Source organism: Cryobacterium glucosi, assembly GCF_004402235.1.
Classification (GTDB): domain Bacteria; phylum Actinomycetota; class Actinomycetes; order Actinomycetales; family Microbacteriaceae; genus Cryobacterium; species Cryobacterium glucosi.
The window spans coordinates 61,962-79,019 of record NZ_SOFS01000007.1; the positions used below are offsets into that span (position 1 = coordinate 61,962).

Consider the following 17,058-nt stretch of genomic DNA (forward strand, 5'->3'; position numbering starts at 1 on the left):
GTGGTGGCTTTTGGCCGCCTCATCGAGTAGTCTGGGCAGGTTGTCTGCGCGCCGGATTCCCGGCCTCCGCCTTCAGCACATGCACAACCCTCCTGTTGCAGAGATTCTGCAGCCGTTTAGTCCGAAGGAGGTGGGTTAGTCATGCATCAGTACGAGTTGATGGTTATCCTCGATCCCGAGATCGATGAGCGCACCGTAGCTCCCAGCCTTGACAAGTTCCTCAACGTTGTTCGCAACGATGGTGGAACGATTGACAAGGTTGACGTTTGGGGTCGCCGCCGTCTCGCTTACGAGATCAACAAGAAGTCCGAAGGCATCTACGCCGTCGTCGACTTCACCGCGAACGCTTCTGCCACGGCCGAGCTCGACCGCCAGCTGAAGCTGTCGGAAGCCGTCATGCGCACCAAGGTTCTCCGCGCAGAAGAAGGCATCGCCCAGGTTGCCGTCGCGAGCAAGCTCGCCGCCGAGAAGGCAGCCCGCAAGGCAGCCAACCCGAAGGTCATTGCCGCGAAGGCCGAAGCCGCAGCCGCCCCGACCGCCAAGGTCGCCGCGTCTGTCAAGCCCGCATCGGCTCCCGCCGCAGCAGCCGTCAAGGCCGCAGCCCCGGCAGCTCCTGCAGCGCCGGCAGCGGTCGCCACCCCGGCAGCAGTCGCCAAGCCCGCAGCGGTCGCCACACCGGCACCCGCAGCAGCCGTCGACACCGCCGACAAGGCAAGCGACAAGTAGCCCATGGCCGGCGAGACCGTAATCACCGTGGTGGGCAACCTGACCAGCGATCCGGAACTGCGTTACACGCAGGGCGGGCTGGCGGTTGCCAACTTCACCATCGCATCCACTCCGCGCAATTTCGATCGCGCAGCCAACGAGTGGAAAGATGGCGACGCATTGTTCCTGCGCGCGAGCGTTTGGCGTGAATTCGCCGAGCACGTCGCCGGTTCACTGACCAAGGGTTCTCGTGTCGTCGCTACTGGGCGGCTCAAGCAGCGTTCCTATGAAACGAAGGAAGGCGAGAAGCGCACAAGCTTCGAGCTCGAAATCGACGATATCGGTCCTTCGCTCAAGTACGCCACTGCTTCGCTCACTCGCGCTGCATCGTCGTCCTCCCCGCGCGGCGGTAACTCCGCAGCGGCCGGGAACGACGAGCCCTGGGCAGCCACTCCTCCCGCCGCCGTGAACACCGGTGGCGACGTGTGGAACACCCCGGGCAACTTCAGCGACGAGACACCCTTCTAGCCGATCGCGGCGCTCCGGCGCCGTCAGGCTGAATCGCACTTCTTAAGAAAGTAAGGAAATCATGGCTGGAAAGTCGAGCGGCGACCGCCGCAAGCCGCTCCGCGGAGCTAAGGGTGGCAAGAACGCCGCTCCCGCGAAGTCGATCCGGGTTGGTGTCATCGATTACAAAGATGTCCCCACCCTGCGCAAGTTCATCTCCGAGCGTGGAAAGATCCGCGCCCGTCGTATCACCGGTGTCTCCGTCCAGGAACAGCGCCTCATCGCCCGTGCCGTCAAGAACGCCCGCGAAATGGCGTTGTTGCCCTACGCCGGCTCAGGCAGGTAGGTAGCCAAATGTCGAAAATCATTCTGACGCACGAGGTCTCCGGCCTCGGTGCACCCGGCGACATCGTCGAGGTCAAGAACGGGTTCGCCCGTAACTACCTCTTCCCGCAGGGCTGGGCCGTTTCCTGGACCCGCGGAGGCGAGAAGCAGATCGAACAGATCAAGGCTGCTCGTGTCGCCCGTGAGCACGCCACGCTCGAAGAGGCCCAGGCCCTGAAGGCAACCATCGAGAACACCAAGGTCCGTCTGGTCGTCAAGGCCGGAACGGGCGGACGCCTCTTCGGCTCCGTCAAGACCACGGATGTTGCCGAAGCCGTCGCCGCTGCAGGCCTCGGTGCCATCGACAAGCGCAAGATCGAGCTCAGCCCGATCAAGTCCGTCGGCGAGCACCAGGCAACGGTTCGTCTTCGCGACGAACTGAGCGCCACCATCACCCTCGTGGTGGTTGCTGCCAAGTAAGCAGTCACACTGCCGGCCTAGCGGCGGACTCCCACCGGAGTCCGCCGCTAGGCTCGTTTAAGGCTCCAACCACCCCTTTCGAGGGTGATTTCAGTTGATGAATCCCCACATTTGTACACAGGATTTCTTCTGGGCACCAACGTTCAAGGTGTACTTGAACCAGCTTTTTACCCACAGCTGTGAATAGAATTTATGCCTGATCAAAGTGCATTAAATTTTCAAAGAAGAATAGTTGTCCACAGCCGAGTCCACAGGTTGTGCACAAGCCTCGCGGCGTTTCGCCCTCATTCTGCACAGTGTTATCCACAGGGTGGTTTGTTTCCAGCGGAAACCGGTCCGTATGGTGGGCACGCGGCCGGATTTCGAGGTGTGCCGGAATCGTCCGATGGTGTCGGCGGTCCCTGATAGAACATCACCACGGACAGAGGAGGCACGGTTGTCGATCGCACACCTGGGTCTGGCGGACAAACGCGGTACCGATCTGCGCAACGGCACAGAGACCCGGCACACCGAACGAACGCTCCCCCACGATCTCCTGGCCGAACAGAGCGCGCTCGGCGGCATGATGCTCAGCAAGGACGCCGTCGCAGACGTCGTCGAGACCGTTCGCGCCGCGGACTTCTACATCCCGAAGCACGAGCTGATCTTTGATGCGATCCTGTCGCTCTATGCGCAGGGTGAGCCGACGGACGTCATCGCCGTCACCGACGAACTCACCAAACTCGGCGAACTCTCCCGAGCCGGCGGCGCAGACTACCTGCACACGCTCACGAGCCTCGTCCCGACCGCCGCCAACGCGGGCTTCTACTCCTCCATCGTCGCCGAGCGGGCCCTGCTACGCCGCCTCGTCGAGGCCGGGACCCGCATCGCCCAGATGGGGTACTCGGGCGAAGGCGAGGTGCTCGACCTCGTCAACAACGCCCAGGCCGAGATCTACGCCGTCACCGGCAGCACAGAGACCGAAGACTACGTGCCGCTCACCGACGCCGTGACGGCGGCAATCGACGAGATTGAAGCCGCCAAAGGCAAAGACGGCCAGATGACCGGCGTGCCGACCGGCTTCGCGGACATGGACGAGCTCACCAACGGTTTCCACCCCGGCCAGCTCATCATCGTCGCGGCACGTCCTGCCCTTGGAAAGTCGACGCTCGCGCTCGACTTCGCGCGCTCGGCCTCGATCAAGCACGACATGCCGAGCATCTTCTTCTCCCTCGAAATGGGCCGCAGCGAAATCGCGATGCGCCTGCTCTCTGCCGAGGCATCCGTGCCCCTGCAGAGCATGCGCAAGGGCACGGTCGACGCGCGCGACTGGACCACCATCGCGGCCACCCGCGGACGCATCAACGACGCCCCGCTCTACATCGACGACAGCCCCAACATGACCCTCGTCGAGATCAGGGCCAAGTGCCGCAGGCTCAAGCAGCGTGTCGGACTCAAAATGGTCATCATCGACTACCTGCAGCTGATGACATCGGGCAAGAAGGTCGAGTCCCGACAGCAGGAGGTCAGCGAGTTCTCCCGGGCTCTCAAGCTCATGGCCAAGGAACTGCAGGTGCCCGTGATCGCCCTCTCCCAGCTCAACCGTGGACCGGAACAGCGTGCGGACAAGATGCCGGCCATCTCCGACCTCCGGGAGTCCGGTTCGCTCGAGCAGGACGCCGACATGGTCATCCTGCTGCACCGCGAGAGCGCATATGAGAAGGACAACCCCCGCGCCGGCGAAGCCGACCTGATCGTCGCCAAGCACCGCAACGGTCCGACGCGAACCGTCACCGTCGCCTTCCACGGTCACTATTCGCGCTTCGCCGATCTCGCGCCCGGTTCGTAGATTCCGCGTTAAAACGACCCCCTCTTCCCCGGTACGCTAGCGGGAGGGCGGTAAAACCGCGCAAGCTTTCGGGTTGTCCGGATTTGCTCGTGGCTGGCCGCCGCGAAGGAGATACCCGCGTGAAGGTTGGCATTGGGCGAGAGCGCATCGAGGGAGAGCGGCGTGTCGCCGCGACACCGGAGACTGTGCAGCAACTACGGGGCCTCGGTGTCGATGTCCTGATCGAGGCCGGCGCCGGCATCGCTGCAGGATTCTCCGATCGTTCATACACGGATGCCGGTGCCACCGTCGTCCCCGAGCTCGCGCTCGATGACCTCGACGTCTACTGCCACGTGCGACCGCTCACCCCCTCGCTCGCCGCCAGGCTCCACTCCGGCCTCGTCACGGTCGGACTCGCGGCCCCCGCTAACGAACTCCCGACCGTCACGGCCCTCGCCGCGGCCGGCGTCACCGCCTTCGCCCTCGAACTCGTGCCGCGCATCAGCCGCGCCCAGTCGATGGACGCCCTGACCTCGCAGGCCCTTGTCGCCGGCTACCGGGTCGTCCTCGAGGCGGCCATCCGCTTCCCGCGGTTCTTCCCGATGTACATGACTGCCGCGGGCACCATCCCGCCCGCGCGCGTCCTCGTCCTCGGCGCCGGCGTCGCGGGCTTGCAGGCGATCGCGACGGCCAAGCGCCTCGGCGCGCGCGTCTCCGCGTACGACGTGCGCCCCGCATCCGCCAACGAGGTCACCTCGATGGGCGGAACCTTCGTGACGCTCGACCTGGATGCCGTCGAGGGCGCGGGCGGGTACGCCCGCGAGCTCAGCGAAGACCGCGCCGTCCGCCAGCGCGAGCTCCTCGCCCCCCACGTCGCCGCGGCGGATGTCCTCATCACCACGGCCGCGATCCCCGGCCGCCCTGCACCCCTGCTCGTGACGCACGACATGGTCACCGGCATGCGGCCCGGCTCCGTCATCGTCGACCTCGCCGCCGAAACCGGCGGAAACGTCGAAGGCGTCGTCGCCGGCGTCGACACCCTCGTTCCGGTCGCGAGCGGGGACGGAACCGTCACCCTCGTCGGGATGAAGGACGCGGCATCCACGATGCCCGCTGACGCCTCACGCCTGTACGCCAAGAACGTCGCGAACCTGCTCGCTCTCATGACGAGCGAGGGCACGGTCGCCCCCGATTTCACCGACGAGGTCATCGCCGGCGCATGCCTCACCCACTCGGGCGAAGTGACGCACGAACCGACCAAGGCCGCCCTCGCGGCCCAGGCCGCGCTGCAAGGAGAAGACTGATGGATCCGATCACCCTGTTGACCGTGGTGGTGCTGGCGGTGTTCGTCGGCTTTGAAGTGGTCTCGAAGGTCTCGAGCACCCTGCACACCCCGCTGATGAGCGGCGCGAACGCCATTCACGGCATCATCCTGATCGGCGCGATCACCGTCGCCGGCCAGACGACCACTATCTGGCTGCTGGTCGTGGCCCTGCTCGCCGTGCTCCTCGCGACAGCGAACCTCGTCGGCGGCTTCGTCGTCACCGACCGGATGCTCAAAATGTTCGCCCCCCGCAAACCGGCCGGCACCGACGCGAAGGACACCGCCAAATGAGCCTGCTCAGCCCCGAATGGACCGGGCTCCTCTACCTGGTCTCCGCCGTCTGCTTCATCCTCGCCCTCCGCGGGCTGTCCTCGCCCAAGACCGCACGGCGCGGCAACCTGATCGGCGCCGCCGGAGCGCTCCTCGCCGTCATCACCGTGTTCTTCTCGGTCCGGATGGACAACATCCCCGCCATCATCGTGGCCATCGCCGTCGGCTCGGCCATCGCCGCCCCGATCTCCCGCCGCGTGCAGATGACGCAGATGCCCCAGCTCGTCGCCCTCTTCAACGGCGTCGGCGGCGGCGCAGCCGCCCTGGTGGCCATGCTCGAGCTCGGTGAAAGCGCCAATGGCTGGACCAGGGTCGCCGTCGTCTTCACGATGCTCGTCGGCGCGGTGTCCTTCGCCGGCTCCGCCGTCACTGTCGGCAAGCTCCAGGGCCTGATCAGCTCCCGCCCGCTCGTGTTCCCCGGGCTGGCCTGGGTCATGGGCGGCATCGTCCTCCTGGCGCTCGTCACCGGCGGCTTCGTCGTCGGCACCGGTGCCGCCGGCTGGGCGGTCGTACTGCTCGTTCTCGGCCTCGTCGTCGGCGCCCTGCTCGTGCTGCCGGTCGGCGGCGCGGACGTGCCCATCGTCATCTCCCTGCTGAACGCATTCACCGGGCTCGCCGTCGCGGCCTCCGGCATCGTGATCGGCAACCTCCTGCTCGTCGTCGCCGGCACCCTCGTCGGTGCAAGCGGCACGATCCTCACCCGCGCGATGGCCGCAGCAATGGGCCGCGGAGTCAGCGGCATCATGTTCGGCGCCTTCAAGGGCGGCTCGACCGCGGGCTCGACCACGCAGAGCGACCGTCCTGTCCGGTCCTCCAGCCCCGAAGACGTCGCTGTGCTGCTCAACTACGCCCAGCGGGTCGTCATCGTTCCCGGCTACGGCCTTGCCGTCGCCCAGGGCCAGCACACGATCGCCGAACTCGCAACGACCCTGCAGGCCAGGGGCGTCGAGGTCGTCTTCGCGATCCACCCGGTCGCCGGGCGGATGCCGGGGCACATGAACGTGCTCCTCGCCGAGGCGAACGTTCCGTACGAGTCGCTCAAGGAAATGGCCGAGGTCAACCCCGAGTTCAAGAACACCGACGTCGCCCTCGTCGTCGGCGCGAACGACGTGGTCAACCCCGCGGCCAAGACCTCGCCCGGCTCGCCGATCTACGGGATGCCGATTCTCGACGTCGGCGACGCCCGCCAGGTCGTCTTCCTCAAGCGCTCGATGCGCCCCGGCTTCGCGGGCATCGAGAACGAGCTGCTCTACGACCCGAAGACGACGCTTTTGTTCGGCGACGCCAAGGATTCCCTCACCAAGATCCTCGGCGCGGTCAACGCGCTCTAGGCTCTGTCACCGAGCGGATGCTCCGAGCCGGCCCGCGTAGACTTGGCCAGTCTCGCTACCCGACAACGAGCATCCGCTACCGGCAGGAAGCCGCAGGCAGGAAAGGGGTCTTCGCATGGCCGACGCACCCGACAACGCCCGCACGGACCACCGCACCGCGGGGTATTGGACAGTGCCCCTCGTGCGCGCTGCGATCGCCGTCGTCCCGGCCATCCTGATCACCTTCACCGCGAACCACTCCCCGGACTTCGGGCTCGTGGTGTTCGGCGCCTTCGCCTTCGTGAGTGGCGTCGCCGTCGCCGTGCTGAGCCGCCGCACTCTCGCAGACTCCCGTGAACGCAGCGCCTTCCTCGTGCAGGGCGTCGCCGGTGTCGTAGCCGGGGCGCTCGCGCTCGGCTTCCACGGCGGGGGGCTCGGCTTCTTCCTCTACCTCGTCACGGTCTGGGGCATCGTGACCGGCTTCCTGGAACTGTCGAGCGGCATCCGTGCCCGGCGCAGGGACCCTGCAGACCGTGACTGGCTCGTGATGGGCGCGGCGACCGTGCTGTTCGCGATCGTTGTGCTGGTGCTGCCGCCGAACGTCGTCGTCTCCGTCGGCCTGCTCGGCGCCTATCTCGTGATGCTCGCGGTCTACCTCGGCATCGCAGCGTTCTCACTCAAGTGGGCCGTGGCGGCCGGCGCCGCCCAGGTCCCCCTCGACTCGATTCACCCCGCAGCACCCAACGATTCGGACACTCAGTGACCCAGAACACGCCGCGCAAGCCCAGCCGCTCCGAAGTACTGAAGCCGCTCGAACTGGTCGGCCTCGCCGGCGTGATGGCCCTCTTCCTCGGGCTCGTCGTGCTGATGAGCACGAGGGAGCCGCTGCTCGCCCTGGTCGGGTTCGGCATCGCGTTCATCGTCGTGCTCGTCGTGATCGCGATGCTCGTGCTCAACATCAAGCCCAACGACGCCGAAAAGACCGACATCGACGAGCAGGACAAGGGCCAGCAGCCCTAAGCCGGTCAGCCGAGGTAGTCGACGAGACTGTCGGCGAGGCCGACGTATGCCGCGGGAGTCAACGCGAGCAGGCGGGCCCGGGCGTCCTCCCCGATCTCGAGCCCGGAGACGAAGGCGACGAGGTCGGCCTGGTTGATCCGCTTGCCACGGGTGAGCTCCTTGAGCAGCGCGTACGGGTCTGCGATCGTCGACCGGCCGGCCGAGACCTCCGCCCGGATCACGGTCTGGATGGCCTCGCCGAGGATCTCCCAGTTGACGTCGAGATCGTGAGCGAGCAGGGCCCTGTCGATGTCGATCTCGCCGAGCCCGCGCACGATGTTGTCGAGGGCGAGCAGGGAGTGGCCGAAGCCGACGCCGATGTTGCGCTGGGTCGTCGAATCGGTCAGGTCCCGCTGCATGCGCGAGGTGACCAGGGTCGCGGCGAGCGAGTCGAGGATCGCCGAGGACAGTTCGAGGTTCGCCTCGGCGTTCTCGAAGCGGATCGGGTTGATCTTGTGCGGCATCGTCGATGAGCCGGTCGCGCCGGCCTGAGGGATCTGCCGGAAGTAGCCGAGGGAGATGTAGGTCCACACGTCCGTTGCGAGGTTGTGCAGCACCCGGTTGACGTGGGACACCTTCGAGTACAGCTCGGCCTGCCAGTCGTGCGATTCGATCTGGGTCGTGAGCGGGTTCCAGGTCAGCCCGAGGCCCTCGACGAAGGCGCGGGACACGGCCGGCCAGTCGATCGTGGGATCCGCGGCGACGTGCGCCGCGAATGTTCCGGTCGCACCGCTGAACTTGCCGAGATAGTCGTTGGCCTCGACCTGCGCGGCCAGGCGCTCGAGCCGGTACACGAAGACCGCGATCTCCTTGCCGACGGTCGTCGGCGTTGCCGGCTGGCCGTGGGTGCGGGCGAGCATCGCATCCGCCCGGTATTCGAGGGCGCGCAGCCGGAGCAGTCCGATGGTCGCGCGGAGCTTGGGCAGCCAGACCTCGCGCACGGCGGAGCTCACGGTGAGGGCGTACGCGAGGTTGTTGATGTCCTCGCTCGTCGCGGCGAAGTGGGTGAGCTCGCTGATCCGGTCGAGGCCGAGCGTGGTCAGGCGGCGGCGCACGAGATACTCGACCGCCTTGACGTCGTGGCGGGTGGTGGCCTCGAGAACGGCGAGTTCGTCGATCTCGGCCTGGCCGAAGCCGGTGACGAGGGCGCGCAGCGAGGCCTTGTGTCCGGCGTCGAGCGGAGTAGAACCGAACAGGCTGCGATCGGTGAGGGTGATCAGCCACTCGACCTCGACGTGCACCCGCGCGCGGTTGAGTCCGGCCTCCGACAGGTACTCCCCGAGTTCGGTGACGGCGGCCCGGTAGCGGCCGTCTAGCGGGCTGAGGACCTGGGGGGGTAGTGGACTCATCGGACTCCCTGTCGAATTGCGGGCTCTAGTTGCGCGAAGAGCGCGAGGTTTGCCTTCTCAATCATGCCCAATACCGAGTCAAACAACGCATCGTCGGAATAGTACGGGTCCGGCACGTCGTGCAGGGACGCCTGTTCCTGGTCGAAGCTGAGCAGCAGGCGCACCTTGCTCCTGTCCCGGTCGCTCACCGCCCAGTTGCGCAGGATGCGCTCCTGGGTGCGGTCGAGCACGACGACGAGGTCGTAATCGCTGAACCAGACCGGGTCGAACTGGCGGGCGCGATGGTGGCTGCCGTCGTACCCCTGCCGTTTGAGGGCGGCGACCGTGCGGACATCCGCCTGCTCGCCGACGTGCCAGTCGCCGGTGCCCGCAGAGCTCGTGAAGATCAGCCGGCCGAGCCCGGACCGGGTGACCAGGTCGCGCAGGGTGATCTCCGCCATCGGCGAGCGGCAGATGTTGCCGGTGCAGACGAAGATGATCCGAAAGGGCGTCGCCTCGTCGGGGCGGATCGCCGAGAAGGTCATGGCTCCATTGTCCGTCACTTTCGCCTCCTCCACACCTGCTCGGGGGACTTCGCTTTCCCCGGGTTCCCGTCGGCGGGCGCTCCGGAGGGTAGTGGCGCACAGGATCGGTCTGTCGGGGCCCGCCGGGTCGGCCTCGCGGAAGGGCAGGCCGATGCAGTGGTGGCAGTATCCGCCGGAAACCGACCGGTTGACCGAACTGCGGCACCAGCGGATGCTGCTGCGCACCCTGGCCGACGACATCGCCCTCGCGGCGCGCCGGCTTCTCCCCGCCGGCGCCCCGGCAGAGTGGCGCTCCGAGGCGCAGCGCGCCTACCTCGACCGCCGCTGGGAACTCGCCGCGCTCCTGGCCGGGGCGGAGCGGAGCATCGAGGAGACCCTCACGGCGGTGCTCGCGCGGATCGACAGTGTGAAGGCTCAACTCGCGGCCGAGGAGGTGACGGCAGCGGCCGCTGCGACGACGTCGGTGCCGCAGGCACCGGGCGGAGCCCGGGCGACCCCCGGAGGCTGGTCGGAGTGAGGGGGCCGGGGTCCGGCGAGGGACTACTGATCTCCGGCGGTGGTGGAACCCTCGTCGCGACGGACGCCGTTCTCGCCGAGGCGGCCGGCCGTGCTCCGGGCGCTCCAGACGGAATCCGAGTCCTGGCGCGCCCGGCTCGCCCGGATCCGGGCGCTCGAGTCCTCGCCGACCCCCGCCGTGCGCTGGACGGACGCCGACCCGGGCCTCGGCATCCTGCGGACCGACACCGTGCTCGCCGACATCAGTGCGCGGAGCAGGGCGCTCGCCGACGCGCTCCTGACGGCCGCGGAAGGATACGGGCGCGTCGAACGGGTGGTCGAGCGGGCGAGCGGCGTCGCGGGAGCGTGGCTCGGCTACCTCGTGGGGCGTGCAGCCCCGCTGATGATCCTCGGTGCGCTGCCGAACCTCGCGGCCTTCGTCCTCGGCGGCCTCGTGAGCCGGGCGCTCTTCGGCGACTCTGTGGCCGGAGGGAGCCTGGCGGAGGTCGCGGCCTGGTTCCAGGCGAACCCGGGACTGTTGAGCGACCCGGCCGTCGTCGCCGCGGTGCGCGTGCTCGTGTCCTCCGCCGACGACGCGGCCGTCGGCGCGCTCGGGTTGCCGTTTCCCGCAGCACTCGAACTGGGCGACGAGGGACTCGGCCTGCTCGGAGTCTCCTCCGTCGCCGGGGCGGCGCTGCTCCTGGTCCGTCCGTTCGGACTGCTCGTGGAGACGCCGGTGAGCGTGCACCGGGTGACCGAGACCGGGAGCCCGGTGCATCCGGCCGTCCTCGCGGCCCTGCCCCCTGACGGTTTCGGGGAGCTCGCGCGGCGGATCCCCGACGCGAGGGCCGACGGTCCGCAGATCCGGATCGAGCGCTACGCCGGCAACGCTGGCTCCCCGCCGTCCTGGATCGTCTATGTCGGCGGCACCGCGGAGTGGGACCCGACCGGCACAGGGCAGCCGTTCGACCTGACCAGCGATGTCGCCGGCGCTGCGGCGGGCGACGCGGGTTCGGGCCCAGGCAACCTCGGCCCCTCCGGTTCGTATCGCGCCGTCGTCGAGGCGATGCACGCCGCCGGTGTCCAGCCGCAGGACCCGGTGCTCCCGGTCGGGCACTCCCTCGGCGGTCAGATCGCGGTCCAGCTCGCGGAGTCCGGAGAATTCAACACCGTCGGTGTCGCCTCCTTCGGCGGCCCGACGGCAGCGCTCTCCATTCCGGCCGGGGTGGAGGCCGTCACCGTCGAGCACACCGACGACATCGTTCCGGCGTTCGGCGGCATGCCGCCAGGGGTCGACGACCGGGTCCTCGTGCGCAGCAGGGCGTTCGCCGCCGGTGAGACGCCGGCAGGGCAGGCATTGCCTGCGCATTCCCTCACGAGCTACCAGGCCACCGCCCGCCTGATGGACGGGTCGGCGGAGCCGAACCTGCTGCGCTTCCGGGACACCCTGGCCGGGGTCGGCGCAACCGGACCGGCCGAGGTCACCCGGTGGCACGGCATCCGCGTGACCGGGCCGTGAACCCGGGCGGGCCGTGAACCCGGGCGGGCCGTGAACCCGGGCCGTGAACCAGGTGCGGGGGCGGGTTACTGGCGGCCGGTGGCGGGACGCGCGAGCACGCCGAGCAGCCAGCTGATGATGCCGAGAACGAGTGCCCCGAGCACCCCGGTCCAGAAGCCGTCGACATGCAAGCCGAAGCCGAGGCCGTCGGAGATCAGGGCCACGAGCATGAGGAGCAGGCCGTTGACGATGAGCGCGAGGAGGCCGAGGGTCAGAACGTAGAGCGGGAAGGCGATGACACGCACAAAACCGCCGATCACGCCGTTGACGAGACCGAAGATGAGGGCAATGAGGAGATACGTCACGACGATGGCGCCGGTGTCCGGCGCATAGGGTTCGACACTCACTCCCGAGACGAGGAGGGTGGTGAGCCACAGGGCGACGGCATTGAGGATGAGCTTGATCAGGAATCTGGCCATGCGACCACTATGGCACCTGACCGGGCGCTGCGCTTGGGTGGCGCGGCCTGCGGCACGCCCGGTCTCCGCGCGGCTCATGCGGTCGCGCGAATACGCCCCGGCGTAGAATCGCCGAGTGAGCCCCACAGACCAGTCAGCGGTGCGACTGCGCCCCGAAATCATCGCCCTCCCGGCCTACAGGCAGGGAAAGGCGGCAGCCGCGAGTGCCTTCAAGCTCTCGAGCAACGAGAACCCGTTCGGGCCACTGCCCGGTGTGATCGCTGCCGTCGGCGCCGAGACGACGTACAACCGCTATCCGGATGCCTCCGCGTCCGAACTGCGGGAACGCCTCGCCGCACGCTACGGGCTTTCGCCGGACGAGGTGCACGTGGGCAGCGGTTCCGTCGCCCTGCTCTCCCAGCTCATCCTCGCCGCGGCGGGCCCAGGGGACGAAGTCGTCTATTCCTGGCGCTCCTTCGAGGCGTACCCGAGCCTCGTCACCGTCGCAGGCGCGACGAGCGTGCAGGTGCCCAACCGGCCGGATCACGGCCACGACCTCACCGCCATGGCCGCCGCGATCACCGACCGCACCCGCGTGCTCATCGTCTGCAGCCCGAACAACCCGACCGGCACGATCGTGCACGCTGCGGAGTTCGAGGCCTTCATGGCGGTCGTCCCCTCGACGCTGCTCGTCATCCTCGACGAGGCGTACGCCGAATTCGTGACCGACCCCGACGCCGTCAGGGGCATCTCCCTGCTGGGCCGCTACCCGAACCTCGTCGTGCTCCGCACCTTCTCCAAGGCATACGGCCTCGCCGGGCTCCGGGTCGGCTACGGCCTCGGGCCGGTTGCGATCCTCGACGCTGCCCGTGCGACGGCGATTCCGCTGTCGGTCACGGGGGTCGCCAGTGCTGCCGCGATCGCATCGCTCGATGTCGATGACGAACTCATGGAACGGGTGCGCACCATCGGCACCCGTCGTGACACGATCTGGCGCGCGCTCACCGAGCAGGGCTGGAACACTCCCGCACCCCAGGGCAACTTCATCTGGTTGCCGACGGGCGCGGAAACCGGTGTCGCCGCCGAGGCGCTCGGTGCGGCCGGACTCGTGGTGCGGCCCTTCCCCGAGGGGATCCGGATCTCAATTGGCGAGGAAGAATCTGTGGAAGAACTACTGCGAACCTGCGCGGAACTTGTACAAAATCTACCAATAGGGCATTCGGCCCGGCGGCTAGGTTAGTACGATGGCAGCGCGCGAGAACGACTCACCCCTGGTTCAGGTGCTCTCGACGAGCGGGCTCGTCGAGCCGAGCGAGGCGGCGGCGGAGTTCATGCCCTACCTCGACCGCCTGACCGAAGACGACCTCCGCAGGTTCTACCGTGACATGGTCGTCGTCCGTCGTTTCGACAAGGAGGCGGCGAACCTGCAACGGCAGGGCCAGCTCGCCCTGTGGGTGCCGAGCCACGGCCAGGAGGCCGCCCAGGTCGGCAGCGCGTATGCCACCCGCCCCCAGGACCACGTCTTCCCCTCCTACCGTGAGCACGTCGTCGGCATGATCCGCGGGCTCGACCTCGTCGACATCCTGCGGATGCTGCGCGGCGTCACCCTCGGTGGCTGGACCCCCGAGGATCACGGCAACTTCCATCTCTACACTCTCGTGCTCGCCTCGCAGACCCTGCACGCGACCGGATACGCGATGGGCATGCAGCTCGACGGCACGACCGCGACCGGCAACCCCGAAACCGACGAGGCGGTCATCGTCTACTACGGCGACGGAGCCTCCTCCCAGGGTGACGCGAACGAGGCCCTCGTCTTCGCGGCGAGTTACCAGACCCCGCAGGTCTTCTTCCTGCAGAACAACCACTGGGCGATCTCGGTGCCGGTCACCCGGCAGTCGCGCACCCCGCTCTACCTCCGCGCCGGCGGCTTCGGCATGCCCGGCACCCAGGTCGACGGCAATGACGTGCTCGCGAGCTACGCCGTCACCGCCAAGCACCTCGACGACGCGCGCGCGGGCAAGGGCCCCGCCCTGATCGAGGCGATGACCTACCGGGTCGGTGCGCACACCACCGCAGACGACCCCACCAAGTACCGTGACCCGGAGGAACTCGCCGCCTGGGTCGCGAAAGACCCGATCGTCCGGTTCCGCGCCTACCTGCAGGGCCTCGGCGTCGAGCAGGACTTCCTCGACGCCGTCGACGAGGAGGCCGAGGACCACGCAGCGGATGTCCGCCGCCGCGCCCTCGAGATCCGCTCGCCCGAGCGTTCCGTCATCTTCGACAACGTCTACGCCGAACCCCACCCGCTGATCCAGGAACAGAAGGCCTGGCTCGACCGATACGAAGCATCCTTCGAAGGAGGCGACGCGTGAGCGACACGATCGTGACCGAGACCCCGGTCCGGGAGCCGGCCGCTTCTGCAGTGCCCGCGGCAGCATCCGCCGTTCCAGCCACCTCGGCGAACCTCCCGATGGCCAAGGCCCTGAACGCCGGCCTCCGGCAGGCGATGCTCGACAATCCGAAGGTCCTGATGATGGGCGAGGACATCGGACCGCTCGGCGGCGTGTTCCGCGTCACCGAGGGCCTGCACGCCGAATTCGGCGACAAGCGCGTGCTCGACACCCCGCTCGCAGAGTCCGGCATCGTCGGCACCGCGATCGGCCTCGCCCTCCGCGGCTACCGTCCCGTCTGCGAGATCCAGTTCGACGGCTTCGTCTTCCCCGGCTTCGACCAGATCACCAGCCAGCTCTCCCGGATGCGCAACCGGCACGAGGGCCAGGTCACGATGCCCGTCGTGATCCGGATTCCCTACGGCGGACACATCGGCTCGATCGAGCACCACCAGGAGAGCCCGGAGGCGTACTTCGCGCACACCCCGGGCCTGCGCGTCGTGAGCCCCTCGAACCCGCACGACGCCTACTGGATGATGCAGGAGGCGATCGCCTCCGACGACCCGATCATCTTCTTCGAGCCGAAGAGCCGCTACTGGCCCAAGGGCGAGGTCCGTTTCGGCGCGAGCGGGATTCCCCTGCACGCGAGCCGGGTCGTCCGTGCCGGCTCCGACGTCACCCTCGTCGGCCATGGCGCCATGGTCACTGTCCTGCTGCAGGCCGCCGAACTCGCCGCGGTCGAGGGCATCAGCATCGAGGTCATCGACCTGCGCTCGATCTCCCCGATCGACTACGGCCCCATCCTCACCTCCGTGGAGAAGACCGGCCACCTGGTCGTCGCCCAGGAAGCATACGGCTTCGTGAGCGTCGGCTCGGAAATCGCGGCGACCGTCACGGAGCGCTCGTTCTACCACCTCGAGGCTCCCGTGCTGCGGGTTTCCGGCTTCGACACCCCCTTCCCGCCCGCGGCCGTCGAGACCCACTTCCTGCCGTCCCCCGACCGGGTCCTCGAAGCGGTCGATCGTTCCCTCGCCTACTGACATGCACCACCCCGCACCTCGCATGACCCACAGCAAGGAATCCAGATGAGCGTCCTGAACTTCACCCTTCCCGATGTCGGTGAGGGCCTCACCGAGGCTGAAATCGTCGAGTGGCGGGTCGCCCCCGGCGACACCGTGTCGATCAACCAGGTGCTCGTCGAGATCGAGACGGCCAAGTCGCTCGTCGAACTGCCGTCTCCGTTCGTCGGCGTCGTCGGCGCCATCCTCGTGGAGGTCGGAACGACCGTGGACGTCGGAACGGTGATCATCACCATCGTCCCCGCCGAGGAGCCCGCAGCCGTCAGTCCGGCTCCGGCCGCTGCTCCCGCTGCCGTGACGGCGGATGCCGGAGCAGGACAGGTCCCCGCCGCACACGTCACCGAGCTGGCCGGCGCAGCCCTCGACACCGGGTCGACCATCACCGCTGAGGAGCCGAAGGTGCTCGTCGGTCGGGGAGCCGCTCCGAGCGTGCCGACCCGTCGCCGTCGGGGATCCGACGGTGCCGCGCCGCACGCCTCGATCGCTCCTCCCGCGATCGAAACGCCCCGGCCGGCCGCCGCAGCCCAGGCGCGGGCGCCGCGAGCGGCATCCGCCGGTCCCGTCATCGCCAAGCCCCCGATTCGCAAGCTCGCGAAGGACCTCGGCGTCGATCTCGCCCTCGTCGAGGCGACCGGCCCCGTCGGCGACGTCACCCGCGAGGACGTGCTGCGCGGGGCGACCCAGGCGAGCGTGTTCCGCAACATCCAGACGCCCGAGTGGCCGAGCGACCGTGAGGAGCACATCCCGGTCAAGGGCGTGCGCAAGGCGATCGCGCAGGCCATGGTCGGCAGCGCGTTCACCGCGCCGCACGTCAGCCTGTTCGTCGACGTCGACGCCACGCGCACGATGGAGTTCGTCAAGCGCCTCAAGGCCTCGACCGACTTCGCCGGGGTGCGGGTCTCGCCGATGCTGATCATGGCCAAGGCGATGATCTGGGCCGTGCGCCGCAACCCCACCGTGAACTCGGTCTTCACCGATCAGGAAATCATCATCAAGCACTACGTGAACCTCGGCATCGCCGCGGCCACCCCGCGCGGGCTGATCGTGCCGAACGTCAAGGAAGCCCAGGACATGAGCCTCCTCGAGCTCGCTCGCGCCCTCGAGACGCTCACCCTCACGGCGCGCGACGGCAAGACGACGCCGGCAGACCAGGCCGGGGGCACGATCACGATCACGAACATCGGCGTCTTCGGCATGGACACCGGCACCCCGATCCTCAACTCCGGCGAAGCCGGGATCGTCGCCCTCGGCACGATCAAGCCCAAGCCCTGGGTCGTCGACGGCGAGGTGCGCGTGCGCCAGGTCACGACCATCGGCGCGAGCTTCGACCACCGGGTCGTCGACGGAGACGTGGCGAGCCGCTTCCTGGCGGATGTCGCGAGCATCATCGAGGAACCGGCCCTCCTCCTCGAATAGCGG

At 68.1% G+C, this 17,058-nt stretch carries 18 protein-coding genes and 1 pseudogene; 16 read left to right on the forward strand and 3 right to left on the reverse strand.

All coding sequences use genetic code 11. The features are described from left to right. Positions 1–141 precede the first annotated feature (141 nt). The 10 genes and pseudogenes from rpsF to E3O46_RS01760 form a co-directional block, all read left to right on the forward strand. Positions 142–510 (forward strand): annotated as a pseudogene (rpsF, locus tag E3O46_RS18910) (30S ribosomal protein S6); the annotation flags it as partial. Between the two features lie 219 nt (positions 511–729). Next, entirely contained in the window at positions 730–1,233 is a 504-nt protein-coding gene (locus E3O46_RS01720; protein ID WP_134448535.1) for a single-stranded DNA-binding protein, read from the forward strand. Positions 1,234–1,294: 61 nt separating this feature from the next. Further along, complete coding sequence (rpsR, locus tag E3O46_RS01725) at positions 1,295–1,558, forward strand: 30S ribosomal protein S18 (RefSeq protein ID WP_035835236.1); 264 nt, start codon at positions 1,295–1,297, stop codon at positions 1,556–1,558. Positions 1,559–1,566: 8 nt separating this feature from the next. Then, positions 1,567–2,016: a 50S ribosomal protein L9 gene (rplI, locus tag E3O46_RS01730; RefSeq protein ID WP_134448533.1), complete on the forward strand. Its 450-nt coding sequence runs from the start codon at positions 1,567–1,569 to the stop codon at positions 2,014–2,016. Between the two features lie 436 nt (positions 2,017–2,452). Further along, complete coding sequence (gene dnaB / locus E3O46_RS01735; protein WP_134448531.1) at positions 2,453–3,844, forward strand: replicative DNA helicase; 1,392 nt, start codon at positions 2,453–2,455, stop codon at positions 3,842–3,844. A gap of 119 nt (positions 3,845–3,963) precedes the next feature. Next, positions 3,964–5,127 (forward strand): Re/Si-specific NAD(P)(+) transhydrogenase subunit alpha, encoded by a 1,164-nt coding sequence (locus tag E3O46_RS01740; protein WP_134558127.1) that lies wholly within the window; start codon positions 3,964–3,966, stop codon positions 5,125–5,127. Further along, positions 5,127–5,438 (forward strand): NAD(P) transhydrogenase subunit alpha part 2, encoded by a 312-nt coding sequence (locus E3O46_RS01745; RefSeq protein ID WP_134448527.1) that lies wholly within the window; start codon positions 5,127–5,129, stop codon positions 5,436–5,438. The genes E3O46_RS01740 and E3O46_RS01745 overlap by 1 nt, the downstream gene beginning before the upstream one ends. Next, complete coding sequence (locus tag E3O46_RS01750; protein WP_134448525.1) at positions 5,435–6,808, forward strand: NAD(P)(+) transhydrogenase (Re/Si-specific) subunit beta; 1,374 nt, start codon at positions 5,435–5,437, stop codon at positions 6,806–6,808. The genes E3O46_RS01745 and E3O46_RS01750 overlap by 4 nt, the downstream gene beginning before the upstream one ends. A 115-nt stretch (positions 6,809–6,923) precedes the next feature. Continuing rightward, the gene (locus E3O46_RS01755) at positions 6,924–7,550 is read left to right on the forward strand and encodes a DUF308 domain-containing protein (protein ID WP_134448523.1); all 627 of its coding nucleotides are present in this window, start codon (positions 6,924–6,926) and stop codon (positions 7,548–7,550) included. Beyond that, the gene (locus tag E3O46_RS01760) at positions 7,547–7,807 is read left to right on the forward strand and encodes a hypothetical protein (RefSeq protein ID WP_134448521.1); all 261 of its coding nucleotides are present in this window, start codon (positions 7,547–7,549) and stop codon (positions 7,805–7,807) included. The genes E3O46_RS01755 and E3O46_RS01760 overlap by 4 nt, the downstream gene beginning before the upstream one ends. Positions 7,808–7,812: 5 nt before the next feature. Here E3O46_RS01760 and purB read toward each other — a convergent pair whose 3' ends face one another. Both purB and E3O46_RS01770 read right to left on the reverse strand, forming a co-directional pair. Next, a complete protein-coding gene (purB, locus tag E3O46_RS01765) occupies positions 7,813–9,195 on the reverse strand; it encodes an adenylosuccinate lyase (protein WP_134558128.1) in 1,383 nt (460 codons plus the stop codon). Continuing rightward, positions 9,192–9,719 carry a low molecular weight protein-tyrosine-phosphatase gene (locus tag E3O46_RS01770; protein WP_134558160.1) on the reverse strand — a complete coding sequence of 176 codons (528 nt, stop codon included), beginning with the start codon at positions 9,717–9,719 and terminating at the stop codon, positions 9,192–9,194. Before E3O46_RS01770 ends, purB begins: the two co-directional genes overlap by 4 nt. Before the next feature lie 151 nt (positions 9,720–9,870). Here E3O46_RS01770 and E3O46_RS01775 point away from each other — a divergent pair, with 151 nt between their 5' ends. Both E3O46_RS01775 and E3O46_RS01780 read left to right on the forward strand, forming a co-directional pair. Beyond that, entirely contained in the window at positions 9,871–10,236 is a 366-nt protein-coding gene (locus E3O46_RS01775) for a hypothetical protein (RefSeq protein ID WP_134558129.1), read from the forward strand. Positions 10,237–10,326: 90 nt separating this feature from the next. Then, positions 10,327–11,733 (forward strand): alpha/beta hydrolase family protein, encoded by a 1,407-nt coding sequence (locus tag E3O46_RS01780; RefSeq protein WP_134560985.1) that lies wholly within the window; start codon positions 10,327–10,329, stop codon positions 11,731–11,733. 65 nt (positions 11,734–11,798) lie between these two features. Here the strand turns inward: E3O46_RS01780 and E3O46_RS01785 are convergent, their stop codons facing one another. Continuing rightward, the gene (locus E3O46_RS01785; protein ID WP_134448512.1) at positions 11,799–12,191 is read right to left on the reverse strand and encodes a phage holin family protein; all 393 of its coding nucleotides are present in this window, start codon (positions 12,189–12,191) and stop codon (positions 11,799–11,801) included. 115 nt (positions 12,192–12,306) lie between these two features. On the opposite strand from E3O46_RS01785, the gene E3O46_RS01790 reads away from it, so the two are divergent. The 4 genes from E3O46_RS01790 to E3O46_RS01805 all read left to right on the forward strand — a co-directional run bounded on the left by E3O46_RS01790 (position 12,307) and on the right by E3O46_RS01805 (position 17,055). Next, the gene (locus tag E3O46_RS01790) at positions 12,307–13,410 is read left to right on the forward strand and encodes a histidinol-phosphate transaminase (protein ID WP_241987314.1); all 1,104 of its coding nucleotides are present in this window, start codon (positions 12,307–12,309) and stop codon (positions 13,408–13,410) included. Between the two features lie 4 nt (positions 13,411–13,414). Continuing rightward, positions 13,415–14,542 (forward strand): pyruvate dehydrogenase (acetyl-transferring) E1 component subunit alpha, encoded by a 1,128-nt coding sequence (pdhA, locus tag E3O46_RS01795; RefSeq protein ID WP_134448510.1) that lies wholly within the window; start codon positions 13,415–13,417, stop codon positions 14,540–14,542. A 98-nt stretch (positions 14,543–14,640) separates the two neighbouring features. Then, the gene (locus E3O46_RS01800; RefSeq protein ID WP_134448648.1) at positions 14,641–15,600 is read left to right on the forward strand and encodes an alpha-ketoacid dehydrogenase subunit beta; all 960 of its coding nucleotides are present in this window, start codon (positions 14,641–14,643) and stop codon (positions 15,598–15,600) included. Between the two features lie 45 nt (positions 15,601–15,645). Then, positions 15,646–17,055: a dihydrolipoamide acetyltransferase family protein gene (locus E3O46_RS01805; protein WP_134448508.1), complete on the forward strand. Its 1,410-nt coding sequence runs from the start codon at positions 15,646–15,648 to the stop codon at positions 17,053–17,055. Positions 17,056–17,058: the final 3 nt, after the last annotated feature.

What these genes read in the sequence shown, in the direction of transcription:
- E3O46_RS01720 (WP_134448535.1), top strand. Translation starts at nt 730, where the DNA reads ATGGCCGGCGAGACCGTAATCACCGTGGTGGGCAACCTGACCAGCGAT.
- rpsR (WP_035835236.1), top strand. Translation starts at nt 1,295, where the DNA reads ATGGCTGGAAAGTCGAGCGGCGACCGCCGCAAGCCGCTCCGCGGAGCT.
- rplI (WP_134448533.1), top strand. Translation starts at nt 1,567, where the DNA reads ATGTCGAAAATCATTCTGACGCACGAGGTCTCCGGCCTCGGTGCACCC.
- E3O46_RS01745 (WP_134448527.1), top strand. Translation starts at nt 5,127, where the DNA reads ATGGATCCGATCACCCTGTTGACCGTGGTGGTGCTGGCGGTGTTCGTC.
- E3O46_RS01750 (WP_134448525.1), top strand. Translation starts at nt 5,435, where the DNA reads ATGAGCCTGCTCAGCCCCGAATGGACCGGGCTCCTCTACCTGGTCTCC.
- E3O46_RS01755 (WP_134448523.1), top strand. Translation starts at nt 6,924, where the DNA reads ATGGCCGACGCACCCGACAACGCCCGCACGGACCACCGCACCGCGGGG.
- purB (WP_134558128.1), bottom strand. Translation starts at nt 9,195, where the DNA reads ATGAGTCCACTACCCCCCCAGGTCCTCAGCCCGCTAGACGGCCGCTAC.
- E3O46_RS01770 (WP_134558160.1), bottom strand. Translation starts at nt 9,719, where the DNA reads ATGACCTTCTCGGCGATCCGCCCCGACGAGGCGACGCCCTTTCGGATC.
- E3O46_RS01775 (WP_134558129.1), top strand. Translation starts at nt 9,871, where the DNA reads ATGCAGTGGTGGCAGTATCCGCCGGAAACCGACCGGTTGACCGAACTG.
- E3O46_RS01785 (WP_134448512.1), bottom strand. Translation starts at nt 12,191, where the DNA reads ATGGCCAGATTCCTGATCAAGCTCATCCTCAATGCCGTCGCCCTGTGG.
- pdhA (WP_134448510.1), top strand. Translation starts at nt 13,415, where the DNA reads ATGGCAGCGCGCGAGAACGACTCACCCCTGGTTCAGGTGCTCTCGACG.
- E3O46_RS01800 (WP_134448648.1), top strand. Translation starts at nt 14,641, where the DNA reads ATGGCCAAGGCCCTGAACGCCGGCCTCCGGCAGGCGATGCTCGACAAT.
- E3O46_RS01805 (WP_134448508.1), top strand. Translation starts at nt 15,646, where the DNA reads ATGAGCGTCCTGAACTTCACCCTTCCCGATGTCGGTGAGGGCCTCACC.